Raw genomic sequence first — 24655 nt, 5'->3', positions numbered from 1 at the left:
CACCCCCCATCCCGTCACATTGTTGACGGACCATCACCCCTCCGGGAGGGCCCCTGTGGTTTCCCGACGTTCCTTCCTGGCCGCTGCCGGCGCCGTCACCGGTGCGGCCGCGCTCGGCCCGCTCTCGCCGGTCTCGCGGATGGTTTCCACCGCGGCGGCAGCGGGAGTCTCGCTCCCCGTGAAACTGGCGAACAACTCCGGCCACGACACCGTCTACGCCTACATATCCGGCACCGACAGCAGCGGCTGGCCGGTCTTCGTCTCGGCGAACGGCGCCCTGAACAGGCTGCCCAACCCGTCGTCCCCGGTGACCCCCATCGCCGACTACTCCATCGCGCTGGGCGCCTCCGGTTCGGCCGCCAAGACCGTCACCCTGACCGACTACATCATCGGCGGCCGTGTCTGGTTCTCGGTCGGGCAGAAACTCCAGTTCTTCGTCAACCCGGGCGCCGTGCCCGGCGTGGTGCAGCCCGCCCTGGTCAGCTCCGACCCCAACTGGGCGACCAACTGGACGTTCTGCGAGTTCACCTTCAACAGCGCCAATCTCTACGCCAACATCTCCTACGTCGACATGGTCGCGCTGCCGATCTCGATGGCCAGCACCGGCCGCGGGGGCACCCAGTCGGTCAGTCCGCTGCCCTCCGGCGCCCTGGCCTCCATCGCCTCCGGCCTGCGGACCCAGCACGCCTCGGACGGAGCTCCCTGGGACAGGCTCGTGGTCACCGACTCCTCCGGCGCGGTGCTGCGCGTCATGTCGCCCTCGCACTCGCCGGTGGACTTCGGCAACTACTGGAACGACTACCTGAACCGGGTCTGGAGCCACTACGCCTCCACCCCGCTGACCATCAACGGCCAGGGCGGCATCGGTTCCTACACCGGCACCGTCTCCGGCAACGCCATCGTCTTCTCCGGTCTCAACACCAACGGCGTGGCGTTCACCAAGCCGAGCGCCGTCGACATCTTCGGCTGCGCGTCAGGTCCCCTCTACAACTCCGGGTCGGACGCGCGCGGGGCGATCGCCGCCCGGCTCGCCGCCGCGCTCAACCGCAGCTCGCTCCTGGTCCCGGGCGGGAACAACCAGCCCGACGGGGTGTCACCCTCGCAGTACTACCAGGACTCGATCACCAACCACTACGCACGGCTCGTCCACAAGTACGCCAGCATCGGCTACGCCTTCCCCTACGACGACGTCGGCCCCACCGGCTCGGCGCCCGTCGACGGGCACATCCAGGACGGGGCGCCCACCTCGTGGACGATCACCCTGGGCGCGGGCGGCTCCGGTGGAGGATCGGGAGGCGGCTCGGGCGCCATCAGCGCCTACAGCACCATCCAGGCCGAGTCCTACTCGGCGCAGAGCGGGACCACCACCGAGAGCTGTTCCGACGTCGGCGGCGGCAGCGACGTGGGCTACATCTCGAACGGCGACTGGCTGAAGTACTCCTCCGTCGACTTCGGTTCGGCCTCCCCGAACCAGTTCAAGGCCCGGCTGGCGTCAGGCGCGGACCCGGGTGTCAGCGGTGCCATCCAGGTGCGGCTCGACAGCATCAGCGGCACGAAGATCGCCGAGATCGACTTCGCCAACAACGGCGGCTGGCAGAACTGGCAGACCGTTCCCGCGAACATCGTCGCCTCCGCCACTGGAGTCCACGACGTCTACCTGGTCTTCTCCGGCAGCAGTTCGGACTTCGTCAACATCAACTGGTTCACCTTCACCAGCTGACCTCGGACTGCGGTGCAACCGCCCCCACCAGTGCGGTTGCACCGCTGTCGGGTCAGGACGTCGCCCCTTCGCCCCAGCGCCGTGTGAGGGTGCTGAGGGTGTTGGCGGCCACGATGGCACCGATGCTCGTCCATCCCGTCCAGCCCAGGTTCTGGCCGAGACCGATCCTGCCGACGAGGGCGGCCAGGAGAGGGTTGACGCTCATGAAGAGCCCGAACGCCTGGGCGGGTACGCGGCGCAGAGTGAACAGGTCGGCGAGGTAGGGCACCGCCGAGGACAGTACGCCGGCCACGACGGCGCAGCCGACGGCCGTGGCGGTCGGCGGCCGGTGCAGGACGAGGACGACGCCGACGGGCAGGAACATCAGAGCGGAGATCCCGGTCGCGGTGGCGGAGCCCTGCATGCCCGGGATACGGCGGCCGACGGTGCGGTTGAGAAGGATGTACGACGCCCAGCAGCACGCGGCGAGCAGGCCCAGCCCCATTCCCACGTAGTCGGCCGAAGGCCGGGGGCGCATCAGGGTGACGACGCCCGTCGCGGCGATCACCGCACAGGCCGCGTCGACGCGTCGGCGTGCGGCGGCCAACGCGATGGTGAGCGGGCCGACGAACTCCAGCGTGACGGCCAGGCCGAGGCCGATGCGATCGATGGCCGTGTAGAGGGACAGGTTCATGGTCCCGAACACCACGGCCAGCCCCAGCACCGGCCACCACTGGGCCCGGGTGAAGTCCCGTGGGCGCGGTCGGCCGACGGCGAAGAGGACGATCGCGGCGACGTACTGGCGGACCGCGACGACGCCCAGCGGGCCGAGGACGGGGAAGGCATGGGAGCCGATCGCGGCACCGATCTGGTTCGACAGGCCACTGCCGGCCATCGTGACCACCCCGGCCAGCCGCCCTCCGGACGGCGCGGGGGCCGAGGGGCCGGTCGAGGCAGCGGATGGCGGGGACCCCGTGACGGGTGCGTTACGCATGACCCGATGGTGCGGCTCGGCGGTGCGTGCGCAAAATGCGTTCGCGGCGGGATCCATACAGTTGAGTCATGGATGTGGAGCTGCGACAGTTGCGCTGTCTCGTGGCCATCGTGGAGGAGGGCACCTTCACGGACGCCGCCGTGGTCCTGGGCGTCTCGCAGGCGGCGGTCTCCAGGACGCTGGCCTCGCTCGAACGCGCCCTGGGTGTGAGGCTGCTGCGGCGCACCTCGCGCGAGGTGGCCCCGACCGCGGCCGGGCTGCGGGTGGTCGCCCAGGCCCGGCGGGTGCTCGGTGGAGTGGAGGACCTGGTACGGGAGGCCACATCGGGCCGCAACACCCTGCGGATCGGCTACGCGTGGTCGGCGGTCGGCCGCCACACCCCCGCCTTCCAGCGTCGCTGGGCACAGACGCACCCCGACTCGGAGCTGCGCCTGATCCGCGTCAACTCCGCGACCGCCGGCCTGGCGGAGGGAGCCTGCGACCTCTCCGTCGTACGCAATCCCCTGGACGACCGCCGGTTCGACGGGGCCATCGTCGGCCTGGAACGGCGCCTGTGCGCCCTGTCCGCCCAGGACCCACTGGCCGCACACCGGTCGCTGCGCCTCGCCGACCTCAGCGAGCGCACCCTGCTGATCGACCGGCGGACCGGCACCACCACCCCCGAGCTGTGGCCGCCGGGCTCCCGCCCTGCCACGGAGGAAACCGGCGACATCGACGACTGGCTGACCGTGATCTCCAGTGGCGGCGGCATCGGCATGACGGCGGAGTCCACCGCGCGCCAGTACACCCGGCCCGGCATCGTCTACCGGCCGGTCCGCGACGCGGAACCCATCGCCGTACGCCTCACCTGGTGGCGGGACGAGCCGCATCCGGCGACCCAGGCGGCGGTCGAACTGCTCACCGCCCTCTACCGGGGCGACTGACCCGACGGGACCTTTGTGCCACGGCACCGACTCCAGGCCCAGCCCTCAAAGACGTCGTGCCCGCCGGCGCCTGGTTCACCGTCGACAGCCGCTTCAACCCCGAAGAGGGTGCGTGTTCGTCGCGCGATGTGCCGTGTTGCCCGGCGCCCGCACGGGGCGGGTGCCGGGCAGCCGTTGGGTCATCCCTTCTTCGAGACGCCCAGCGGGAAGGTGGGGGTGCCGATGTTGGTCAGTGTGGTGGTGTTCGCCTTCAGATAGGTGTCCAGGTACGGCGAACGGTCGCCCTGGGTCGGTGCGTCGAACCGGGGGTCCTGCACCTCGAGGGAGAGCCGGGCGTCGGAGACCTTGATCGTGTTGCCCGAGGGGACGCTCTGCCAGCCGTTCGAGGTGATGGTCCCGAGCTGGACGCCCAGTTGGTGCCCTGGCTGGAAGGTCCAGTCCGTGGCCTTCAGGGCGAAGGAGGTTGATCCGCTGTCCTTCAGCAGGGCGACGTTCTCGTTGAACATGGTCGCCTTGCCGTCCGGGGCGATGTCCCACAGTCGTGCCCAGACGTTGCCCTGGCCCCTGGTCTTCAGCGTGATCTGCGGACTGCCCGTGATCCGTACCTGCTCGGCGGCGGGTGCGGACCAGGTCCAGTAGCTGTTGGCGGGTGTGTCGGCGCTGAGTGCGCTCGGCTGGTCGGTCGTCAGTGAGCCGGCCTCCGCGGCGTACTCGATGTCCCAGCCCCGCGGCTGCTGCTGCGGCGCCGTCGGCAGGGCGGTCTTCTGTGCCTTGCCGCCGTCGTCGACGTACTGTCCGGGTGCCAGCCGTACCTTGTAAGCGTCGTGGGGCATCGGCCAGGTCGGCTGGGCGCGCCACTGGCCGAGGCTGTCCTCAAGGGAGAACGCGGGGTCGGTCACCCGTGGCTCGATGCCGCGGAGGTACTGGTCGTAGAACCGCATGACCTCGTCGAACCAGCCTGCCCGTCCCATCTTGAGCTGGCCCTTCGTGTTGGTCTCGTTGCCGCGTACGTGTTCCCACTGGCCGAGCCAACCACGTTGCGGGCCATGGTGGTTGGCCAGGTACTTCTGCATCTCCTCGGGCTTGGTGTTGTCCTCGATGAAGCCCGAGGTGACGAACAGCGGCGTCTGGGATCCGGCGGCGCGGGAGGCGAAGTCACGGGCTCGCCAGAACGGGGACTTCGGGTCGGGGTTCTGCGTGTTGGTGAGGTTGTCGCTCTCGCACTCGGGGTGATTCTTCTCGTATCCGGCGTTCGCCTTGTAGTGGTCGCTGTCGTCGGCCAGCGGCGCCATCGTCGCGATCGAGTAGTAACTTCGCGGGGTGCTGGTCACGTTGGAACGTGGTACCCCGTTGCTGTACAGGTAGTTGTACCTGTTCCACGTCGGTTCTTGGGAGACGATCGCCCGCAGGGGCTTGAGTTTGAGGGTGTTGGCCGCCAGGCCGGTGTTGGCGTCGTAGGACTTGCCGTACATGCCGACCTTCCCGGTCGACCACGGTTGGCTCGCCGCCCATTCGACGGCTGCCTTGATGTCGGCCTGCTCGCCGGGGCCGAGGAAGTCCAGGCAGCCGGTGCTGCCGCCGAAGCCTCGCAGGTCGACCATCACGAAGGTGTATCCGCGCTCCATGAGCCGGGCGCCGTCGATGAAGTCCTGGAAGCGTGCCGAGGGGCCGGCCTTGTCCCAGCCCGCGGGGGCGGTCTCTCCCGCGTGGGAGAAGTAGGGACCCACCGAGAGGATCACCGGTGTCTTCGCGTTCGTGGGCAGGCCTGCCGGGCGCAGCACGTCGGCGTGCAGTTCGACTCCGCTGCCGTCCGAGGAGGGGAAGTAGTGCTGCGTCCAGAGCGCGCCCCGCGGGACGCGGTCGTTGTCCTCGTGGGTGACGGGGTCGTTGGCTGTGGCCTGCGGCCGGGTCTGTGCTGCGGTGGCGGACGCGGGTCTCGTGTCAGGTGCCGCGATGGCGGGTGTGGCGAGTGTGCCGGTCAGTGCGAGGACGGTGAGGGCGGCTGAGGCGGCCCAGGGGGCCGTGCGACGTCTTTTCACTTGCTCCTCCCGGAGTTGTGGGTACGGGGCGGTGCAGGTGGTGCTGTCGGGCAGCGGCCCCGGGCCCGCCGTCGGCGGGGCGACGACGGGCGGCGGCGCGCGGGCGGAATCTGGATCCGGGTCCCTCGTGCGCGCCGGGGCCGACGGCGTGGCAGCCTATGATCGTCATTGACACGCGTCAACAGGGCGGTGGGAGCGTGGTGTTGCTCCGCTCCGAAGCTGTCACCCGGCCGTGGCGTCGGGAACGAGGGGCTGATCCGGGCTGGTGGGCGATGGGCGCCGCCGCGGAAGCATCATGGCCGTGGTCACCGCGGTGGCCAGGATGAGCACGGCGGCGAGGCAGAAGGCGTTGCGGGCGCCGGTGAGCGCGGGAGTGCCTTCACAGTCCCGTCCGCCCGGCGCTGTGCGTGCACGGCTTCCTAGGGCACTCCGGGAGGGACGGCCTCCGCGGTACCGCGCCGCGCCACGAACACGAACTCCCTGCCCGGCCGGTCGGGTGCGTCGCGTACCTCCTCGACGACGAAGCCGTGAGCGTCCAAGTCCCGCTCGATCTCCATACGTTCACGGAAGCGGAGTGTCGATTCCGAGGTCAGTACGTCCCCGTCCGCGGCGAACACGTGCGTACCCCGGAAGCTCACCAGCGGCAGGCTCACGTCCGTCAGCTCGGCCCAGGTCTCGACGTGGCCGACGCCCGGGATGTCCGTCATGCGGTACGTGGTCTCGCGCGTCCACTCCGCCCACTCCTCCCACTCGCGCCACGCCGGATCGCGCGTCTCGAAGACAAGCCGTCCGCCGGGCCGCAGCGCCCCGTACGCGCCGCGCAGCGTCCTACGCCACGCCTGCGGATCGTCGATCGCCTGGGCGACGTTCCCGGTCATCGTCACCAGGTCGATCTGCATGGGTGGCAGGTCCCCCGCGTCGCCGTCGAGCCAGCGCACCCGCTCCGCACCCGGCTTGCCGCGCGCGACGTCGACGGACGCCCGCGCGGGGTCGATCCCGGTGACCGTGATCCCGCGCGCGGCGAGCAGCAGCGCGAACACGCCCGTACCGCACCCGATGTCCAGCACGGACCGCGCGCCGAACTCCTCCGTCATCGCGAGATACGCGTCGAGATCGCTGCGGTCCGGATCGAGTGGGTCGTAGATGGCGGCGAGACGTGGATGCCCGAAAGCTGCGTCAACCATGGAGGCGAACGTATGTAGCCCCGAGCCCGCGCGGCCACTGCTTTCTCGGGTTGACCTCGGCCAGGCCGCTTGAGTCGTCTTCGAATGTCACGCCCACATCAGGAGCGAGGCGAGAGCGACGGCCGCTTGGCAGGACTCGGCGGTCTTGTCGTAGCGGGTCACGATGCCACGCCACTGCTTGAGGCGTTGAAGCACCGTTCCACGACGTTGCGCTGCTTGTGGAGCTGCTTGTCGAAGCGGGGCGGGCGTCCGCCTCGGATGCCGCGGCGGGCCCGGTTGCGCTTCTGGTACGGCCCGCTCGGGAATGGTGTGGGCGATGCCGCGCCGCCGCAGCCAGGTGCGTATCGCGCGGGAGCTGCAGCCTTTGTCGCCCAGCACGTGAGCGGGTCGCAGCCGGGGCCGTCCCGGCCCGAGGCGGGGAACCCGGATCACCTCCATCACGGCGGTGAACTGCGTGCAGTCGTTCGTGTTGCCGCCCGTCACAACGAAGCCGAGCGGGCGCCCCGGGGCATCGCAAGACAGGTGGATCTTGCTGGTCAGGCCGCCTCCGGAGCGTCCGAGTGCGGGGATGCGGAGCCTCCTTTTCGGGCTCCGACGGCATGCTGGTGCGCGCGTACGGCGGTGGAGTCGACCGACGCCAGCCAGTCGATCTCGACCGCCGCGTCCGTCCGGGCCTGGGCGGCCCGGAGCATCCGCTCGAAGGTGCCGTCCAGGGCCCACCGGGGAAAGCGGGTGTGCAGCGTGTGCCAGGAGCCGTACTGCTCCGGCACGTCCCGCCGGGCCGTGCCCGTCCGAAACTTTGCCGGCCCGACCGGTCTTCGCAGTGTCCGGGTCAGTGGGTGGTCGGGGCTGCCTGTGTGGGGGTGAGTCCGTGCGGGCCCGCCGTGTCGAATGCCTGCCGGTCGAGTGTCGGGCCGGTGAGCGGTACCTCGATCTCGACGACGGGCTGTTCCGGGGCGCCGACTTGGGGCACCGTGCCGGATGCGGTGCCCGTGGTGGCCGCGACCACCGCGGCAGGGGCGCCGCCCCGGCGCCGGACCGTACCCGGGACGAGCGGCCGGCCGCCGGTGTGCAGGGCGACCGCCGTCAGCGGCAGCGCCAGCAGGAGCAGCCCTGCGCCCAGGACCAGGCCCATCACCGGGTAGCCCGCGCTCGCGGACAGCAGGCTTCCGGTGAGCGGACCGCACGCGGTGCCCAGCGAGGACGCGGATCCGGCCAGCACTGCCCAGCGGCCACGCGCATCGAGTGAGGCCGCCAGTCCGATGAGGTAGGACAGGACGATCGGGTAGACGGTGTTCCAGGCGATCTCGCCGGTCGCGAACGACGGCAGGTCGTCGGCCGAGGCGCTGACCGCGATACAGCAGGCGATCAGCGCGGTGCCCGCCCCGATCGGCAGTGCCCGCCCGAGCCGCGCGCCGAGCGCGCTCGCGCCGATGACGCCCAGCAGTCCGGCGCCCAGAGCCGCCGCGAAGACCGCGCCGACGGTGACCTCGGTCAGTCCTGCCTGGTGCAGGCCGATTCGGCTGCTCACGCCCCACAGTGAGTTCTGCGCCATGGACCAGAACAGCATCGAGCCCGCGAGGACGAGCCCGGCGCGGCGGTAGGGAAGCGGGCCGCGCGGCCCCGCCGTGTGACCGGGCGCTGCGGCGCCGGCGAGCCGGCCTGTCGCGGGCCACACCAGCAGAGCGGTCAGCGCGATCGCGGCGAACGGCAGCCCGTGTCCGGAACCGAGGTGAGGAATCGTCAGGTAGACGGCGCCGGCGAGTGCGGAGACGCTGAGCAGTCCGAAGGTCGAGGTGCGGTGCGGGTCGCGCTGGGCCGCGATGCCCGACGCGGCGACGGTGGTGGCCGTGCCGGAGCCGAAGCCGCCCGCCATCGCCCCGGCGACCACCACCGGCACGCTGTCCGACAGGGCCGCGCAGCCGTAGCCAAGGATCGCGAGCAGCAGGCCGGTCCGGGCCAGGCGCTGTGGCCCGAACCGCTCGACGCGGGCCGCGAGCGCGAAGCCCGCGGCGGCCGAACTCAGCAGCAGGGCACTGCCGACAAGCCCTGCCTGCGCGGGTCCGAGACCGAGCCGGTCGCCAAGGCGGCCGACGACGGTGGGCAGGAGATAGGGCGCGAGATAGCCCGCCGTGAAGAGAGCGACGAGGGGCCAGGAGGAACCACGCGAGTGCGCGGGCGCGGGGGAGGACACGGGCGTTCCCAGGGCATACGGAAGCGGCAAGGTGGGGGGTGAAGAAGGGAGGGGGCGACCGTCGACGGACAGGAACGCGGGGCAATTTGTATCAAGTGCGGGTATGCGCAAGAAAGCCAGGGTGACGTGATCTACATCACATTGCGTTTGGGGTGAGGGGTTCCGGGCAGAAGTGACGCCCCGTTTGGCTTGAGGGGATGCGTTTGCGCAGGTCAGCGACGGTTCGGCGGCGAGGCGCGAGACGCGGCTGGCGGCCGCCGGATGACGAATGGCCAGTGGCGCCGGGGGTGGGCAGAGCGATGGAGCAGGTCGGCAATCGCTCCGCTGCCACCGCGGAATGAGGCCGCCTGCCACGGCGCAAGGACCTGCGTCCTCCCGCGACACATCTGCCCGGGTCTCGCGGAAACGGCAGACCGATGGGGTCACCTGGTCTGCCGTGGGCCGCGTCCAGCAGGTCGAGGGTATGAGCTTCTGGTGAAGTTCGCCGGAGCGTCAGCTCCCGGCCTCGTCGCGGCGGCAGTACAGGAAGAGGTGAGGCTCGGGCCCGGCGTCGGGGTGGTCAGGGGTGAAGGCCGTGCTGTGCCGGGACAGCACCGTCAGCCCGGCCGCCTCCACCATGCCTGTGACGTCCTCCTCCGCGAAGCTCGTCGCCCGGACCGGTCGGCCCATGAAGGCCACCTCGACGTCTTCCACGTCCGCGGGCACGGTGGCCAGCACCAGATGCCCGCCGGGCCTCAGGGCCTGGGCCAGCCGCCGTGTCAGGGCCGACTGCTCGGCGCGGGTCATCTGGAGCAGCGAGAAGAACACGCACACGCCGTCGAACGAGTCCGCCTCGAGCGGGAGCTCACGGATGTCCTCGCAGCGGAACTCGGCCTCCGGGACCTGCCGGGCGGCCAGTTCGACCATGACGGGAGAGACGTCGACGCCCAGCACCGAGTGCCCCGCCGCGATGAGCGCGGCCGCGGTGGGCCGCCCGGTGCCGCTGCCCACGTCCAGTGTCCGCGCGGCGGGCGGCAGCCGCTCGATCAGCCACTCCAACGCGAACAGGTGGGCGGGGGCGTGGGCGAACGCCTTCTCGTAGGTGGGGCCCAGCGCGTCGAACAGCGCGGCGGCGGGTGCCGGCCGGTCTTCGTGCCTCACGTCGGTGTCCCTCCGCTCGCCGGGCCTGCATCGTCGCACCCGCCGGATGGCTGCCACAACAGCACCTCCTTGCGAGCCCCGGCCGGGCCGGGCGCGGAAGGAAACTGTCCTCTGCGATGGCCACGCCCGCGCCTGGCAATCCCCCGCAGGAGGTACCGGAACCCACACGAGTGATCGAACACAGCATCACAGCCCGCCAACCTCCGCCACACACGGAGAGGCTCGCATATTCGAAATCAGGTTCTAGATTTCGCCCTCGCGCACCCGTGACGGCTACAGGAAGCCCGCCGTTATCCGATCACCTGTCCGCATCCCGCCTCGAGGAGCACCCATGCATCCCGTACGCCGCCCCGCGCTCGTCCATCCTGCGTTCGAGAACGCCGCTGCCCCCTCGGACACCACCGACCGCCCCGCCACCGACGCCGTGTTCCTCGCCGACGGGGTACGAACGGATACGAGGTACCTGGCATGACGGACTCCACACACCTCCCGGGGCCCCTCGCCTCCCGGATGGAAACGGTCCTGGCCCCCCTCACGGCCGTACGGCAGCCGCTGGAGAAACCGCCGGTCTGCCACCCCTGCACCGTCGCCATCTTCCACACGCTCACACATGGTCCGTCGTACCGGGCCCTGGACTGGCCCACTTCGGGAGGCGCCCGGTGAAGAGGTTCTTCGGACCGGTGAAGATGGCGGAACCCCGGGTCTCCGACGCCGAACAGGAACTGTTCGGCGGGCCGCTGCGCTACGACATGGGCTGGTCCCACCACGAGCACGCCGGACTGGACCTGACCATGATGTCCGCGCTGCGCTCCATGCCGGCCCTCGTCGGCGCCACCTTACGCATGGCGTGGAGCGCCGACCGGCGGGCGCTGTTCGCCGTGGCGGTCAGCGAGATCGGCCAGGGCATCACCTCGGCCGCCGGACTGCTCGCCATCAACGCCGTCATGCACGCCCTGCTCGCCGGAAATGGCGACGCCGCCCAGCGGCTGCACGCGCTGCTGCCCGGTCTGCTGACCGTCGCCGCCATCGGTGTGGTCAACTCCGCCCTCTCCGCGTGGTCGACCTCTCGCGCCGGGCGCCTGGAGCCGATGGTCGAGCGGATCGCCACCACGCAGTACCTGGCCGCCGCCGCGAGTGTCGAGTTGGAAGCCATCGACGACCCCGACTTCCGCCGGCTCGTCGACGTCGCCCAGTACGGTCCAGGCTCTGCCCGCCACATGATCGGCGCATGCGTCGCCGCACTGAACGGCCTCATCTCCCTGGTCACCACCGCCGGCGTCCTCACCGTCCTCCACCCGGTCCTCCTGCCCATGCTGATCCTCATCGCCGCCCCGCGCGGCTGGGGCGCCATGCGCGTGGCCCAGGAACGGTACGTGTCGGTGATGAGCTGGATCGAGCATGTGCGAGCCAGCCGCCTCATCGGCAACCTGCTCACCGAGCGCAGCGCCGCCCAGGAGGTCCGCCTTCACGGCGTGGGCGCCTTCCTCCTGAGCCGTTACCAGCGCATGGCCGAGAGCGCCGAGGCCGAACAGGAACGCCTCGCCTCCAGCAAGGCCGTGACCGAATGGGTCGCCTCAGCGCTGTCCGGACTGGCCATGGCCGCGACATACGGGGCCATGTTCTGGCTGATCATGACCGGGCACATGAGCCTCGCCATCGCCGGCACCGCGGTGATCGCAGTGCGGACCGGGTCGGCGAGCCTGGGCGCGCTGGTGATGAACATCAACCAGCTTCACGAGGAGTCCCTCTACCTCCGCGACCACGGCCGGTTCCTGACCCAGGCCGCGCAGCGCACCATTCCCGCAGGCGGCGACGGGGTGCCTGAGCGGGTCAAGGAGATCGTCCTGGACCAGGTCACCTACCGCTACCCCGACCGTGACACGGCCGCCCTTGAACAGGTGTCGTTGACCCTGCCGATGGGGTCGGTCACCGCCGTGGTCGGTGAGAACGGCTCCGGCAAGAGCACGCTGATGAAAATCCTGTCGGGCATGCTGCTCCCCCAGTCCGGCACGCTCCGCTGGGGCGAGGCGGACCTCACCGGTCTCGACCGCTCCCAGGTCTTCGAGCGCGTCTCCCTGCTCAGCCAGGATTTCCAGCGCTGGCCGGTGACCGCCGCGATGAACATCCGCCTCGGCCGCCCCGCCCACCCCGCCACATCGCAGGACCTGCAGCCGTCGGTCGACTACGCCGGCGCCGCCCCGGTCATCGCCAAACTTCCCGACGGTCTGCGCAGCCTGCTGGCCCGCATGTTCCGCGGCGCCATCGAACTCTCCGGCGGCGAGTGGCAGAAAGTGGGCCTGGCCCGCACCCACTGGCGTAGTTCGACATCGCAGGCGGACAGCGTCCTCATCGTGGACGAGCCCACGTCCGCGCTCGATCCCGAGGCCGAGATCGAAGCGTTCGACCGCATCCGGCGCCTCGCCGCCCCGAACCGGGCCGTCGTCCTGGTCACCCACCGCATGTCCGGTGTCCGCCACGCCGACCACATCTACGTCCTCAACGCGGGACGCCTCGCCGAACACGGCACACACGACGAACTCATCGCCGCACGCGGGCGGTACGCCGCCATGTTCGACGCCCAGGCCGCCCAGTACGCGCCCACCGCCAGCATCCCGAAACCCGCCGCGCCCACCGTCCCGGACCCCGCATGAGCCGCTCGACCGAAAGGCCCACCGTGACGACACCCACCGCAGCCGCAGCATCATCGGCGCCCCCCCTCGTCCTCATCCGTGACGGAGGTGTCCGGTCGTACGCGAACCGAAGAGCCCCGCTGCACTGCCGTCCCCAGCCCCGCTATCGAGAAGGGTGCCTCCGCACATGTTCACCACGCAGGATGAATGGGACCGCGGCTACGCCGAAGGGCGCCGCTACCGGCTGCTCACCGACGCCGAACGCTCGCTGCTCGCCACACATCTGCCGGCCGCTGCCGGGAGACGTGCTCTCGATGTCGGGTGCGGGACCGGCGAACTCGCCGCACACCTGTCGTCAGCCGGGTACACCGTTGACGCCGTCGACTGGTCCGAGACCGCGCTCGCCGAGGCCGGCACCCGCTACCGCGAGGCCGCTCGCTGGCTCCGTCTCGACGTCGAGGAAGACGACGGGTCATCGCTGCATGCCAACGGCTACGACCTGATCACCCTTCGATTCGTCGCTCCCTTCCTCACGTCCCGCGACCGCACCCTGGACGCGCTGGGCCGGCGGCTGCGGCCGGGCGGCGCCCTCGTGCTCATCACCCCGCTCGCCGCCGAAACTCCCGCCGAACGACGCGCCATCGCCCTCGACGAAGGCGCGCTCGCACGACTGCAGAACCAGTGGACGGCGGCGGAGCGCCACGACACCGACGGGCTGGTCTTCCTCATCCTGCGTGGGCCACGCCAGGACAACGGGGAAGGCGACGCCTCCCGACGTCGGCATCACTTTCCCTGAAAAGGTGGGTTTCATCTTCGCTGGAGGCAGGCTCAGCACGAAGCAGCTCCGCCAGATCTGCACGGAACACAGCTGCTGAAGGAGCGAGAGCTGGCTGCCCGGAAGCGGGGCGAGGCCCTGGCGTCACCAGTGCGACTGTCACCTGCCCGGGCACTGGCTGGGGTGCCGGCGAATACCGGCTCTGGCCCTGACAGGGTTGGGCCGTCGCGAGCCACCTGAGGGGCGGGTACGGCCTGCTGTACCGGGAGTTGGGGTGCGTACCGCAGTGATCGGTCGTGGTCTGCCTGGTGTGCTGGGGAGCGTCATCCCGAGCGTCATCCCCCGCAGCCCGAGAGGTCACTGCTGTGAGCCATCAGGTATCTGTCGACGTCGTTCGTCCTCCGTCGGACGCTGGTCCGCGGGGGCGCGTGCGCTTGCGAGGCCGTATCCGGCGCCGTCCGCTGGTCTGGTTCTTCTCTCTCGCCTTCCTGATGAGTTGGATGGCGTGGACGCCGTACGTGCTGTCCGACAGCGGCCTGGGTGTCCTCGGTTTCAGTTTTCCGGTCGTGCTCGGCACCACGCAGCTCGTGGGTGTTCTTCCCGGTGCCTACCTCGGCCCGATCGTGTCGGCTCTGGTGGTGACGGCGGTCGCCGGGGGTCGTCCGGGGCTACGGTCCTGGGTCGGGCGGATCACGAAGTGGCGGGTCGGCTGGCGTTGGTACGCGGGCATCGTCGTCGCGGTGCCTGCCGTACTCACCCTGGCCACCACCGTACTGTCCAGTCGGCTCCCGGTACTGCCGGCCGCCACGGTGCTGCTCGCGCTCCTGCCCGGACTGATCCTGCAGATGGTCACCACAGGACTCGCCGAGGAACCGGGCTGGCGCGACTTCGCCATGCCCCGGCTGCAGCACAAGTACGGCCCCTTCCTCGGCACGCTCGTTCTCGGCCCGTTGTGGGGCGTCTGGCACCTGCCGCTCTTCCTCACCGAGTGGGGCGGATGGCCGGACGTGCACTGGAGCGCGCCGGTGGAGTTCATCGCCGCCACGACCGCGTTCAGTTTCGTCATGACCTGGGTGTTCAACCACACCGGGCAGAGCCTGCTGCCGGCCATGCTGCTGCACACCAGCGTCAACAACTTCTTCTCCTTCGGCTGGTCCGACGTGTTCCCGACGCTGTCACCCACGTTCACCACGCATGCGTTTCTGGTGAGTTCCGTGGCCGCGACGATCGTCCTCCTCGTCGCCACCCACGGCCGGCTCGGCTGCCCGCCTGCCCGCCCGGCGGGCTGACGGCTGCCTCGGCTAACCCCGTTGCCGCGCGCCCTCCAGGTACTGCAGAACCGCCGCCACCCGTCGGTCCGCCCGGTCCGCCGGGGACAGGTCGAGCTTGGCGAAGATGCTGCGGATGTGCTTGTGCACGGCGCCGTCGGTCACGACGAGCCGCTCCGCGATGGCGCTGTTGCCGAGGCCCTCGGCCATGAGGGCGAGCACGTCCCGTTCGCGGGGGCTGAGGCGTTCCAGGCGGGTGTCCCGGCGGGAACGGGTGAAGAGCTGGGCGACGACCTCGGGGTCGATGGCCGTGCCGCCCGACGCCACGCGGTGCAGGGCGTCGAGGAACTCCTCCACCCGGCCGACCCGTTCCTTCAGCAGGTAGCCGAGGCCGCCGACACCGCCGGTGAGCAGCTCGGTGGCAAAGCTCTGTTCCACGTACGCGGACAGGACGAGGACGGCCAGTCGGGGGTGGCGGCGCCGGGCCTCGACGGCGGCGCGGATGCCCTCGTCGGTGTGGGTGGGCGGCATGCGGACGTCGAGGATGGCGACGTCGGGTGTGTGCTGGTCGACGGCGTCCAGGACCTCGTCGGCCGTGCCGGTTCTGGCCACCACGTCCAGGCCCTCCGCGCCCAGCAGCAGGGCGAGGCCCTCGCGCAGCAGCGGGTCGTCCTCGGCCATCACGATTCGCATGTCGGCAACTCACTTGTCCCACGGGACAGTTCGGGGCGGTCAGGTACCGGTGGGCAGATCCACCTCGAGAACCGTCGGGCCGCCCGGCGGGCTGGTCACGCGGAGCGTACCGTCGTGGGCCGCCACCCGGCGGCGGATACCGGCCAGCCCGGTCCCGCCCTCCTCGTCCGCGCCGCCCCGGCCGTCGTCCTCGATCCGCACCTGCAACCGGCCACCGCGCGTGCGGACGGTCACCGCGGCCCGCGTGGCGCCGCTGTGCTTGGCAATGTTCGTCAGCGCCTCGGCCACCACGAAGTAGGCGGTCGACTCGACCGACGCGGCGCACCGTTCGCGCGTTTCCGCGTCGGTCCGGCACGGCACCGCGCACTCGGCGGCGAGTCCGGCCAGCGCCTCGGCCAGGCCCCGGTCGGACAGCACCGGCGGCAGGATGGAGCGGGAGACTGCCCGGAGTTCGGCCAGCGCCTGCTCCGCCGCGCTCTGCGCACGTTCGAGGAGTTCGTCGGCACGCCCCGGATCGCGGGCGGCCATGCGGCGGGCCGCGCCGAGCAGCACGGCGACCGTGACGATCCGGTTCTGCGTGCCGTCGTGCAACGAGCGCTCGATACGCCGCAGTTCGGTGGCATGGGCGTCCAGTGCGGCGGCACGGCTGGCGGTCAGCTCGGCCACCCGCAGGGAGAGATCGGTGTCGGGGCCGGCCGCGAGGAGGCTGCGTCCGGGGCGGGCCTGGAGGCGGGCCATGCCTGGAGTCAGCCCCAGGATCACCGCCATCCAGCCGACGCCCAGCAGGCTCACCGACAGCGCCCCGGGCCAGGAGTGCACGGTCCCGAACCCCAGCGACGTGCTGGTGGCGCCCGCCGGCAGCACCGGCCACACCAGCGGGAACAGGCTGTCGCGGAACGCGGCCAGCGGCAGCCACAGCCCGAACAGCCCCAGCAGGAGGCCCAGCGTGGAATGGCGCAGCAGCCAGCGCAGTTCACGCCGGGTGGCCGGGTCGAGGAGAGCTGCCCGCAGCCGGGCCGGCGGCGGGTCCGGAGCGTGAATCCCGGGCCCCCAGCGGGCGAGGCGTTTCCTTTCCTGGCCGGCCACAGCGTGCAGCGCGCGCAGCGCGAGGGGTGCCGACAGCAGGCCCACGCCGACCGGCGCGGTCACTGCGCAGACTGCCATCAACACCATCACCGCGAGTGCCGACACGGCCGTGCGGAGCCCGGAGACGAGTTGCCGCAGCGCTGACGTGGATGTTCTCAGGGCCCGTACCAGGACTTCTCGAAGGCTGTCGGCCGTGTCCTGCGGGATCGTCGTCATGCTCGCTCCGCTCCTGTGCGCGCGGACGACCCTATGGCTCGCGCGGCTTCGGCGTGAAGTGCAGCAGGCTGTACTCCCTCTTGGGCGGGCTGCGGGATCGGCCCGGAGGGCCCGTGATCCCCGACCGCGCACCGTTCGGATTCCTTGCCCTGTTCAACGGTGATCCCCAAGCCGGTCAGCGCGTCGAGTACTGACAGGTGATCTTCCCGGCCGTTGGGTCGGCCGATAGGTTCGCCCCATGGGATCACCACAGGCGGGCGTGCATCACTCGGCTTCGTCCTGGCGGCAGCCCTGCCCTCCGGCGGCCTCCGCCGAGCGCAGCACGCTGGTCGAAGAGGTCGCCAAGCGCGTCCTGGCTCTCGGGCAGGGGCGCCTGCTCGTGGGGATCGACGGCTTCACCGCTGCCGGCAAGACGAGCTTCGGGCATGAAGTAGCCGAGTGGATCAGTGCCGCGGGGCGGCCAGTGCTCCGGGCGACTCTCGACGACTTCAAGAAGCCGTGGAGGGACCGGCACCTGTACGACCGGGAGTCCGGCGAGGGCTACTACCGCAACGCGTTCGACTACGAGGCGGTCAGGAACCTGCTGCTGAACCCCTGCCGGTCGTCGGGAGCCACATCCTGCGTGCTGTGCAGCATCGACCCGCTGACCCAGCGAGACCACTCGTCGCAAACGACGCCGCTCGGTGCGGACGTGGTGCTGATCATGGACGGTGTCTTCGCGTTCCGGCCCGAGATCAACGAGTACTGGGACTTCCGGGTCTGGTTGCGGGTGGATGCGGAGCTGTCCGTTCAGCGGGGTGCCGAGCGTGACCAGGACTGGGCCGGATCCGAAGCGGAGTCGGTCCACCGCGACAGGTATCCGGTGGCCGAGTGCATCTACCTCCAGGAGGTCGACCCGTTGCCGATGACGGATGTCGTCATCGAGAACTCGGTGTTCGAGAGTCCACGGATCATCGCACCGTGACGTCGGCTTGACGCCGGGCAGAGCAGGCGCCGCACCCGCTGCCCTGCTCCCCGCGCACGGGCTCCGCCGCCGACGGCGGCCAGTTGTGCAAGTTCGATCCAGTGCTGGAGGTCGAAGTCCGCCCGTGGGTTGCTGTCGGGGAGCCGCCAGTAGGAGCCGTCGGTTGCCGCGATCATCCCTCGCTGTCGTGTACGCCCGGCGGCGGCGTCAGGCGGGAAGGGTGAAGGGCGGGTGCGCGCCGTTGAGGAAGTAGTCCCCGATCTCGCGCAGTCTGTGGGCGACCGGCTCACGCAGGGTGTGTGTCCGGGCGTTGCGCCAGAAGCGGTCGAAGCCGGGCCGCGCGGCAGCGGCGTCGGCGCCGATGACGTCCAGGGCGCGGGTGGTGATGTCCTGCGCGGCCCGGGAGGCTGCGGCCTCGGCCGCGCTCGCGACGACGGCGATCTCCGCGCACTCCTCGTCGTCGAGATCCTCGCCCTGCGCGAGGCCGCGCGACAGGGCGTCCACCGCCTGGCCGGCGAGGGCGGACGCGGCACGTGCGGCGACGGCGAGTTCGCCGTACAGGGTCAGCGCGTACGGATCCTGCGGGGGGCTGCCCGGCCAGGGCTGGGGCGAGAAGGGCTGCCAGGGCGACCGTACGGCCCTTCCGTGCTCGTGGACCTCGGCCAGCAGTCCGTCGGCGATGCCGAGACAGAGCTGCGCGGAGACAAGACGCGCGGTCGGCACGGCCAGGGAGGCGAAGGGGGACAGGACGCCCTCGTCCGGCGAGAGGGAGCCGAGCACGTCGTCCGCCGTGACCGGGACGGAGTCGAACTCCACGGCGCCTCCGGCTGCCAGGCGCTGGCCAAAGATGTCAGCGCTGCCGGCGCTCACCACACCCGGGCGGGTGGGGTCGACGAGGACGGCCAGCGGCTCACCGGTGCCGTGCCTGGCGGCTCGGACCACCAGCCTGTCGGCGATCCCGACTCCGGCGGCGTACCTCTGGTAGCCGTCCAGCAGATGACCGTCCGCCGTGGGGGTCAGGATGAGCGGTGGTTCGTTCGAGGGGATACCGCCTCCCCAGCACCACTGTCCCGCCGTCGACTCCCGCTCGATGCGGGCGGCACGGGTGGGGCCGGCGAAGAACCGGGCGCTGAAGGACAGGAAGTAGTGGTTGCCCAGCAGGTGGCCGATGCCTCCGTCGGCCGCGGCGATGGTCCGGACGACCGTGTAGGCCGTGCGCCAGTCCGCGCCCCCTCCCCCGTGCTCGGCCGGTGCCAGCAGTGTCAGCAGCCCCGACTCCCGCAGCCGTACGACCTCGTCGAGCGGTGGCTTGCCGGCCCGTTCGCGCTCGACCGCGTCCGTGGCGAGGTCGTCCGCCATCTCGCGGGCTGTGTGCGGCCAGTCGGCCTGCCCGGCTCCCCCGTCGGCCGACTCGTCCGCCGTCACCGTCATGTCCGCACCCGCTTCACGCGACCGCGGCTGCCGCTACAGCTCCCTGCTGCGGTCACGCGGTGGCCGCCAGCAGCGTCGCACGGCCGCCCAGCGCGGCGGAGAACCGGTCCGTGACCTGCGCGAGAGCCTCGGCCGAGCCCGGTGCGACGGTCAGTGTGCCGTCCTCGCCCACCGTGACGTCCTTGTCGAGTGTGAACGAGCCCGAAGTGATGTGCGCGGGGCCCATGGAGGCCAGCACCGGGCGCAGGGCGTAGTCGATGGAGAGGACGTGCGCGGTGGTGCCCCCGGTGGCCGGCGGGAGGACCGTCTTGCCCGCCAGGGCGTACTGCGGGAGCAGGTCGAGCAGTGACTTCAGCAGTCCGGAGTAGGCGGCCTTGTAGACGGGGGTCCCGATCACCACTCCGTCCGCCCGCTCGACCAGGGCGGCGGCCCGGGCGATCGCCGGGTGGCCGAAGTCGGCTCCGAGCAGCGCCTCGGCGGGAAGGGCGCGAACGTCCAGCGGGATCACTTCGTGCCCCTGCGCGATGAGCCGCTCGTCCAGGTGGCGCAGCAGCCGGGCGGTGCGGGAGGTGGCGGAGGGACTTCCGGAGACGGACAGGACGGTGGCCATGCGAAGACCTTTCGGTTCGTCGTTGCGTGTGCGGGCGGCGGCCAGGCGTGAGCGCCGACGGGACCGAACTCCGTTTCCTGCGACTCCAGTTCGCGCCGCTTGTAGGCCACGATCCGCTCCCGGCGATCCGGACGCTGCCGTTCGACAAGTGGGCCGCGGTGGCTCCGAGTTCGGCGAGCAGCACACCCGGGCGGGCCCGGACGCGCGGCGGCGATGACTGTGAGCCGCTGCTTGGTGAGCAGCGGGGCGAGGCATCACGAAGGGAGGCGGCCGGGACCGGAGTTCATGAGAGGAGATCGCTGAGGGAGCGAGTGGGAGGGTTTCCCTCCGTGCGCTCAGACCTGGCAGCGACAGCAGGCGCTGGAGACACGCGCGAGGTCGACGTGGCGTCGCCGCGTGAGGTCCGGTCGCTTCATGTCACCGATCGAACCAGTGGGGAGTCACGCGGGTCAAGAATGCCTGGCCGTGATTCCACATGGTGAGAGTCGCCGGCGCTCACCACCCCGGGCGGCTGGAGGGCGCCTTCCGCCAGGATCCGCGCGGTCGGCAGCGCCGGACCGCGCGGATACCCGCCCCCAGCCTGATCGCAGCCGTCGCCGGCCGCAGCAAGGTCTCCCCGATCGGGGACCGTCGCATGGCCCACAGGGGCCGCGGGTGTCACGACCTCACAGCTTGTCCAGGTTGTCGCGGCTGGTCATGAAGTGCTTGCGGCCGCCCGCGTACCACGACACGAGCGCGAACAGACCGACCACGGCCACCGCGATCGGCGCATAGTTGAAGCTGTCCACGTTGACCGGCCGGGTCGGCGGCAGCACGAACAGCACACAGATGATCACGACCCATACGATCGCGATCCAGCCGACCAGGCTGCTCCACTTGCCCAGGTGCCACGGTCCCGGAACGAACTCGTTGCCGCGCAGGCGGCGCAGCAGCACCGGCGTGACATAGGCGATGTAAAGGCCGATCACCGCGATCGAGGTCACCGCCAGGTATGCGGTGGTGTTGAACAGCGCCGGCACCGTCAGGATCGCCGAGAGCGTCACGCAGAACCAGATCGAGTTCGTGGGCGTCCCGGTGCGCGGGTTGACCTTCGCCCAGATCCTCGATCCCGGAAGCGCGTTGTCGCGCGAGAAGGCGTAGCTCATACGGGAGTTGGCGGTCACCGAGGCCATGCCGCAGAAGAACTGCGCGGCACACACGATGAACAGCAGGAACTTCGCCATGCCCGGATTGTTCAGCGAGTCCAGGAAGACCTGTGCCGGCGGCAGCCCCGTACTCGACTCGGCCAGCTTGTCCAGCCCCGCGGAACTCTTGTCCTGGATCGACGCGGTGATGGAGTAGAGCAGGATGAAACCGCCGATGACCGATATCACCACGCTCATCACGATCCCGCGCGGCGCGCTGCGGGCCGCTCCCCTGGTCTCCTCCGCCACGTGGGCAGATGCGTCGTACCCGGTATAGGTGTACTGCGCCATCAGCAGGCCCATGAGGAAGACGTAGATGCCGGAAGTCCAGCCGGTGGCGTTGTGCCAGCCTGTCAGCGTCCACCCGGCGGACTGGTGGTGCTCGGGCAGCGCCCACAGCACGGCGACGATGACCAGGACGCCCACCACGTGCCACCAGGCGGAGACGTTCGACAGGAACGCGACGAGCTTCACGCCGAACGTGTTGAGCAGCGCGTGCAGAAGAATGATCGCGAGGAACAGCAGGAAAGTACGGCCGGCAGTGACCTCGGTGCCCCAGACGAGGTTCATGAACGCCATCCAGGTGGTGGCGCACCCGAAGTCGATCGCGGCGGTCACGGCGACCTCGCCCATGAAGTTGAACCAGCCCACGAACCAGGCCCAGGCACGCTTGTTGCTCCTGGCCAGTTCACCGGCCCAGAAGTAGAGACCACCCGCGGTGGGGTAGCGCGAACACACCTCGGCCATGGCCAGCGCCACACACGTCACGAAGACACCGACCACCGCCCAGCCGAGCACGATGGTCGACGGACCGCCCGACTTCAGCGCGATCCCGTACGACGTGATGCAGCCCGCCAGGATCGAGATGATCGAGAAGGACACGGCGAAGTTCGAAAACGCGGACATACCGCGATGAAGTTCCTGCTTGTAGCCCATTTCCGCGAGACGGGCAGCATCCTCGTCCAGCTCTATCTCTGGCTGGACTTCTTCTTGCGCAGACATCCGCGACTCCTCATCGACGAGGGAAGAGGCGAACAAAGTGGCGCACGACACACCGCTTGTCAATGGCCTGGTCTCAAACCTTTTCCGAACGCGGTACAGCGGCTCGACCGGGCCGCCGGGGAGGCATCCATGCCTCAGACCCTGCTGACGTGCCGGAACAAGCTTCGGCAGCGGTCCACGACCGGAATCAACTGACGGAGCATCAGTCGAAAAGTGGGAGCCGACGCTGGCACTCGCCCGCCTCGGTTTGGGGATGAGTTCGGGCAGGCCGCCTACGGCGGCCTGCCCGAGGGTGCGCGTGTGCTGGGTGTACGGGGATGTCAGTCGGGCAGGCGGTCGATCAGCCAGCTGCCGAGTTCCTCCGTGACGGCCGTGTGAGCGGTCGTGCCGGAGGAGCAGAGGAAGTCGTCGACGTCGCTGTCCGACGGGTCGAGTGCGTCGATGTCCGCGTAGAGGTCCTTCTGCGTGTCGATGTCGCGGATGGAGACGGCGCTGACCGAGGGTACGAAGCAGACCTCTTCGTGGCGGAGGTCGACCTCGGCGCCGAACTTCTTCAGCGTGTCGGCGAGGATCCCGTAGGTGCGGAGGGTGCCGCCGGGGGCGCCGTCGAGCTCCGGGAAGCCGGAGGTCTTGATCGCCTTCTCGGCCTTGGGGAACCGCCGCTTCAACTCGGCGACGATGACGTCCTTGCCCTGGGCCTGGGTGTGGAAGGTCGTGCCGGGGTAGATCCGCTCGACCTTCAGGGCGGTCTCGCCGGGCGGCACGGACGGGCCGGTGCCGTCGCCGCGGCCGTTGGCGAGGGCGAGGATGCGCGGGATACGGGGCCAGTTGCCGACCTCCGCCAGCTTCTGGAGGAACTCCGTCCGCTCCGGCGCGATCCCGATCTCGCCGCTCTTGGGGTCGTAGTGCCGCCAGAGCGTCTGCCGGGCGGCCGGGCTGTTCATCTGCCGGGCGAAGTCGTTGGTGCCGGAGATGAAGTGGGCGAACGCCTGGACGCCGGCCGGGATGACGGCGCCGCGGTGCGGGCTGTCCCAGGAGAAGTACACGGCGGTGCGGTGGTCCGTCCGCTCCGCCTCCAGCTTGGCGAGGGCGTAGCGGGTGACCAGGCCGCCCATGCTGAAGCCGCCCACCATCAGCCTTGCGCTGCCGAGTTGCTCGGCCTGCGTGCGCATGATGCACGCCTTCGCGGCCTGGGCGTTGTCCAGGATGGAGGCGCTGCGCTCCTCGAAGCCGAGCAGGATGACGTCTCGGCCGCGGCGGCGCAGCTCGCTGAGGAAGGGGTGGTCGCGGTCGAGTCCGGCGTAGAGCCACTTCAGGTCGCTGCGGCCGAGGTTGAAGCCGTCGGCCATGATCACCGGCCGCATGATCCCTTGGTGGCGCTCGCCGTAGAAGACGTGCGCGAAGCCGTTCGGCAGCTGCCACTGCTCGTCCGGCTCCGGTACCGGGTAGGGCAGCTCGGTCGGGGGCGTGGAACTCAGGGGGGTGGGAAGGGTGAGCTCTCCGACGCTCTGCTCGGCCTTCTCGTCCTGCTGTTCGGACACAGCCGGTCTCCTGTTCGGATCCACGCAGGGCGCAGCAGTCCGGCGGGCCCGGACTGGGAGGCTGCGAACGGCGCGAGGATCGCGACCATTTTCAGCACACAGGCCACCGCTTCTCCGGACGCCGCTCCCTGTGTCCCCCGTTCGAAGGCACCGCTGAGGGTGGGGGCTTGAAGCGGACAGCTGCCCGACTGGGGCGCCCGAAGGATTTTCGGGTCACGGCGGCGCGTCGGGCACGAAGACGATCCGGTCAGACGGAAGCGGGGCCGAGACCGGTCCGAACGTCTCTTCGAACGCCGATACGCGGGGTAACGCCCGTTACCTCCGTGGCGAAGGCGGCGGAATTCGGACTCGGGGGCGGAGTTGAACCCTTGGCCAAATGTTGAACTTGCAAGCATTAATTGCGTCGGCCTAACGTGTCGTCGTTCGTCTCCGTCCCCCTCGAACGGTCCGTGCACGGACCGGAAACAAACCGTAGGAGCCCCCCACATGACCGCGCACCTCAACATGGCCAAGCCCTATGTCGTCGGGCTGTTCCGCATCGTCTTAGGGCTGCTCTTCACCTGCCATGGAGCCGCCTCGCTCTTCGGCGTCCTCGGTGGCGCGCCGGGCACCAAGGGCGGCACCGTCGCGACCGGTGCCTGGCCGTTCTGGTTCGCCGCGCTGATCGAGCTCGTCGCCGGCGCCCTGGTGCTGCTCGGACTCGGCACCCGCGGTGCCGCGTTCCTGGCGTCCGGCTCGATGGCGTACGCGTACTTCGATGTGCACCAGCCGTCCGCCCTGTGGCCGATCCAGAACGGCGGGGAGCTGTCGGCAATGTTCTGCTGGTCCTTCCTGCTGCTGGTCTTCACCGGTTCCGGAGCGTTCGGCCTCGACCGGCTCATAACCTCCCGGCTCACGGGCGGGCAGGAGACCGAGCCGACCTCGGAGCCCGTCACGGCCTGAGCCCTCACCTGCACTGCGGCACTCAGCCAACTGCAGCGCGGGTCCCCCAGTGGGCCCGCGTTGCGGCGCGGTCGGGACCTGTCGTACGGCAGAGCCCTGAAGTGTGCGCCGCGGACTTCCTCGCCCGGGACGCGGGGGCT

At 70.4% G+C, this 24655-nt stretch carries 22 protein-coding genes and 1 pseudogene; 9 read left to right on the top strand and 14 right to left on the bottom strand.

From position 1 onward, the window contains the following. The first annotated feature begins 55 nt into the window (after positions 1 to 55). Positions 56 to 1720, top strand: a complete 1665-nt coding sequence (locus tag ACIP4X_RS33145; RefSeq protein WP_358735506.1) for a beta-1,3-glucanase family protein — start codon at positions 56 to 58, stop codon at positions 1718 to 1720. 52 nt (positions 1721 to 1772) lie between these two features. On the opposite strand, the gene ACIP4X_RS33140 is transcribed toward ACIP4X_RS33145, so the two are convergent. Continuing rightward, a complete protein-coding gene (locus tag ACIP4X_RS33140) occupies positions 1773 to 2693 on the bottom strand; it encodes an EamA family transporter (RefSeq protein ID WP_391455790.1) in 921 nt (306 codons plus the stop codon). Between the two features lie 68 nt (positions 2694 to 2761). Between ACIP4X_RS33140 and ACIP4X_RS33135 the strand changes: the two genes are divergently transcribed. Continuing rightward, positions 2762 to 3616 (top strand): LysR family transcriptional regulator, encoded by an 855-nt coding sequence (locus tag ACIP4X_RS33135; RefSeq protein ID WP_401351965.1) that lies wholly within the window; start codon positions 2762 to 2764, stop codon positions 3614 to 3616. 179 nt (positions 3617 to 3795) lie between these two features. Here the strand turns inward: ACIP4X_RS33135 and ACIP4X_RS33130 are convergent, their stop codons facing one another. The 6 genes and pseudogenes from ACIP4X_RS33130 to ACIP4X_RS33105 all read right to left on the bottom strand — a co-directional run bounded on the left by ACIP4X_RS33130 (position 3796) and on the right by ACIP4X_RS33105 (position 10173). Continuing rightward, the gene (locus ACIP4X_RS33130; RefSeq protein WP_401351962.1) at positions 3796 to 5655 is read right to left on the bottom strand and encodes a CocE/NonD family hydrolase; all 1860 of its coding nucleotides are present in this window, start codon (positions 5653 to 5655) and stop codon (positions 3796 to 3798) included. A 419-nt stretch (positions 5656 to 6074) separates the two neighbouring features. After that, positions 6075 to 6839, bottom strand: coding sequence for a class I SAM-dependent methyltransferase (locus tag ACIP4X_RS33125; protein WP_401351959.1), 765 nt, complete (start codon positions 6837 to 6839; stop codon positions 6075 to 6077). 234 nt (positions 6840 to 7073) lie between these two features. Then, positions 7074 to 7322: pseudogene (locus tag ACIP4X_RS33120) on the bottom strand (hypothetical protein); the annotation flags it as partial. Between the two features lie 53 nt (positions 7323 to 7375). Continuing rightward, the gene (locus tag ACIP4X_RS33115) at positions 7376 to 7609 is read right to left on the bottom strand and encodes a hypothetical protein (protein WP_401351956.1); all 234 of its coding nucleotides are present in this window, start codon (positions 7607 to 7609) and stop codon (positions 7376 to 7378) included. Between the two features lie 62 nt (positions 7610 to 7671). Further along, positions 7672 to 9033, bottom strand: a complete 1362-nt coding sequence (locus tag ACIP4X_RS33110; RefSeq protein ID WP_401351953.1) for an MFS transporter — start codon at positions 9031 to 9033, stop codon at positions 7672 to 7674. Between the two features lie 492 nt (positions 9034 to 9525). Further along, positions 9526 to 10173, bottom strand: a complete 648-nt coding sequence (locus ACIP4X_RS33105; protein WP_401351950.1) for a class I SAM-dependent methyltransferase — start codon at positions 10171 to 10173, stop codon at positions 9526 to 9528. Between the two features lie 331 nt (positions 10174 to 10504). Here ACIP4X_RS33105 and ACIP4X_RS33100 point away from each other — a divergent pair, with 331 nt between their 5' ends. The 5 genes from ACIP4X_RS33100 (at position 10505) to ACIP4X_RS33080 (ending at position 14867) form a co-directional block, all read left to right on the top strand. Next, positions 10505 to 10645, top strand: coding sequence for a hypothetical protein (locus ACIP4X_RS33100; RefSeq protein ID WP_358735517.1), 141 nt, complete (start codon positions 10505 to 10507; stop codon positions 10643 to 10645). Continuing rightward, the gene (locus tag ACIP4X_RS33095) at positions 10642 to 10836 is read left to right on the top strand and encodes a hypothetical protein (RefSeq protein ID WP_358735519.1); all 195 of its coding nucleotides are present in this window, start codon (positions 10642 to 10644) and stop codon (positions 10834 to 10836) included. Before ACIP4X_RS33100 ends, ACIP4X_RS33095 begins: the two co-directional genes overlap by 4 nt. Beyond that, a complete protein-coding gene (locus ACIP4X_RS33090) occupies positions 10833 to 12824 on the top strand; it encodes an ABC transporter ATP-binding protein (protein ID WP_401351946.1) in 1992 nt (663 codons plus the stop codon). The genes ACIP4X_RS33095 and ACIP4X_RS33090 overlap by 4 nt, the downstream gene beginning before the upstream one ends. 166 nt (positions 12825 to 12990) lie before the next feature. Beyond that, positions 12991 to 13599 carry a class I SAM-dependent methyltransferase gene (locus tag ACIP4X_RS33085; RefSeq protein ID WP_358735523.1) on the top strand — a complete coding sequence of 203 codons (609 nt, stop codon included), beginning with the start codon at positions 12991 to 12993 and terminating at the stop codon, positions 13597 to 13599. A 407-nt stretch (positions 13600 to 14006) separates the two neighbouring features. Continuing rightward, positions 14007 to 14867, top strand: coding sequence for a CPBP family intramembrane glutamic endopeptidase (locus ACIP4X_RS33080; RefSeq protein ID WP_401351942.1), 861 nt, complete (start codon positions 14007 to 14009; stop codon positions 14865 to 14867). A gap of 12 nt (positions 14868 to 14879) precedes the next feature. Here ACIP4X_RS33080 and ACIP4X_RS33075 read toward each other — a convergent pair whose 3' ends face one another. Both ACIP4X_RS33075 and ACIP4X_RS33070 read right to left on the bottom strand, forming a co-directional pair. After that, a complete protein-coding gene (locus tag ACIP4X_RS33075) occupies positions 14880 to 15539 on the bottom strand; it encodes a response regulator transcription factor (protein WP_358735527.1) in 660 nt (219 codons plus the stop codon). Positions 15540 to 15578: 39 nt separating this feature from the next. Further along, the gene (locus tag ACIP4X_RS33070; protein ID WP_401351939.1) at positions 15579 to 16841 is read right to left on the bottom strand and encodes a sensor histidine kinase; all 1263 of its coding nucleotides are present in this window, start codon (positions 16839 to 16841) and stop codon (positions 15579 to 15581) included. Positions 16842 to 17079: 238 nt separating this feature from the next. On the opposite strand from ACIP4X_RS33070, the gene ACIP4X_RS33065 reads away from it, so the two are divergent. After that, on the top strand, positions 17080 to 17805 hold the full coding sequence (locus ACIP4X_RS33065; protein WP_401351937.1) for a uridine kinase: 726 nt from the start codon (positions 17080 to 17082) through the stop codon (positions 17803 to 17805). A 207-nt stretch (positions 17806 to 18012) separates the two neighbouring features. Here ACIP4X_RS33065 and ACIP4X_RS33060 read toward each other — a convergent pair whose 3' ends face one another. The 5 genes from ACIP4X_RS33060 to ACIP4X_RS33040 form a co-directional block, all read right to left on the bottom strand. After that, the gene (locus ACIP4X_RS33060) at positions 18013 to 19236 is read right to left on the bottom strand and encodes an acyl-CoA dehydrogenase family protein (RefSeq protein WP_401351934.1); all 1224 of its coding nucleotides are present in this window, start codon (positions 19234 to 19236) and stop codon (positions 18013 to 18015) included. 52 nt (positions 19237 to 19288) lie between these two features. Further along, entirely contained in the window at positions 19289 to 19846 is a 558-nt protein-coding gene (gene ssuE, locus ACIP4X_RS33055; protein ID WP_401351931.1) for an NADPH-dependent FMN reductase, read from the bottom strand. Positions 19847 to 20181: 335 nt separating this feature from the next. Then, the gene (locus tag ACIP4X_RS33050) at positions 20182 to 20262 is read right to left on the bottom strand and encodes a putative leader peptide (RefSeq protein ID WP_358735618.1); all 81 of its coding nucleotides are present in this window, start codon (positions 20260 to 20262) and stop codon (positions 20182 to 20184) included. A 249-nt stretch (positions 20263 to 20511) separates the two neighbouring features. After that, complete coding sequence (locus tag ACIP4X_RS33045; protein ID WP_401351928.1) at positions 20512 to 22032, bottom strand: amino acid permease; 1521 nt, start codon at positions 22030 to 22032, stop codon at positions 20512 to 20514. A gap of 320 nt (positions 22033 to 22352) precedes the next feature. Further along, a complete protein-coding gene (locus tag ACIP4X_RS33040) occupies positions 22353 to 23573 on the bottom strand; it encodes a hypothetical protein (RefSeq protein WP_358735537.1) in 1221 nt (406 codons plus the stop codon). Positions 23574 to 24059: 486 nt separating this feature from the next. Between ACIP4X_RS33040 and ACIP4X_RS33035 the strand changes: the two genes are divergently transcribed. After that, complete coding sequence (locus ACIP4X_RS33035) at positions 24060 to 24515, top strand: DoxX family membrane protein (protein WP_391455764.1); 456 nt, start codon at positions 24060 to 24062, stop codon at positions 24513 to 24515. Positions 24516 to 24655 lie beyond the last annotated feature (140 nt).

This window comes from Streptomyces sp. NPDC088817, assembly GCF_044750345.1.
Lineage (GTDB): Bacteria > Actinomycetota > Actinomycetes > Streptomycetales > Streptomycetaceae > Streptomyces.
Note: the sequence above shows the minus strand (reverse complement) of the source record. Positions and strands in the feature narration are given on the sequence as shown.

Excerpts from the sequence above, each read along its gene's own strand:
- ACIP4X_RS33140 (WP_391455790.1), bottom strand. The coding sequence starts at position 2,693 with ATGCGTAACGCACCCGTCACGGGGTCCCCGCCATCCGCTGCCTCGACC.
- ACIP4X_RS33135 (WP_401351965.1), top strand. The coding sequence starts at position 2,762 with ATGGATGTGGAGCTGCGACAGTTGCGCTGTCTCGTGGCCATCGTGGAG.
- ACIP4X_RS33125 (WP_401351959.1), bottom strand. The coding sequence starts at position 6,839 with ATGGTTGACGCAGCTTTCGGGCATCCACGTCTCGCCGCCATCTACGAC.
- ACIP4X_RS33100 (WP_358735517.1), top strand. The coding sequence starts at position 10,505 with ATGCATCCCGTACGCCGCCCCGCGCTCGTCCATCCTGCGTTCGAGAAC.
- ACIP4X_RS33095 (WP_358735519.1), top strand. The coding sequence starts at position 10,642 with ATGACGGACTCCACACACCTCCCGGGGCCCCTCGCCTCCCGGATGGAA.
- ACIP4X_RS33085 (WP_358735523.1), top strand. The coding sequence starts at position 12,991 with ATGTTCACCACGCAGGATGAATGGGACCGCGGCTACGCCGAAGGGCGC.
- ACIP4X_RS33075 (WP_358735527.1), bottom strand. The coding sequence starts at position 15,539 with ATGCGAATCGTGATGGCCGAGGACGACCCGCTGCTGCGCGAGGGCCTC.
- ACIP4X_RS33070 (WP_401351939.1), bottom strand. The coding sequence starts at position 16,841 with ATGACGACGATCCCGCAGGACACGGCCGACAGCCTTCGAGAAGTCCTG.
- ACIP4X_RS33065 (WP_401351937.1), top strand. The coding sequence starts at position 17,080 with ATGGGATCACCACAGGCGGGCGTGCATCACTCGGCTTCGTCCTGGCGG.
- ACIP4X_RS33060 (WP_401351934.1), bottom strand. The coding sequence starts at position 19,236 with ATGACGGTGACGGCGGACGAGTCGGCCGACGGGGGAGCCGGGCAGGCC.
- ssuE (WP_401351931.1), bottom strand. The coding sequence starts at position 19,846 with ATGGCCACCGTCCTGTCCGTCTCCGGAAGTCCCTCCGCCACCTCCCGC.
- ACIP4X_RS33050 (WP_358735618.1), bottom strand. The coding sequence starts at position 20,262 with ATGAAGCGACCGGACCTCACGCGGCGACGCCACGTCGACCTCGCGCGT.
- ACIP4X_RS33045 (WP_401351928.1), bottom strand. The coding sequence starts at position 22,032 with ATGTCTGCGCAAGAAGAAGTCCAGCCAGAGATAGAGCTGGACGAGGAT.
- ACIP4X_RS33035 (WP_391455764.1), top strand. The coding sequence starts at position 24,060 with ATGACCGCGCACCTCAACATGGCCAAGCCCTATGTCGTCGGGCTGTTC.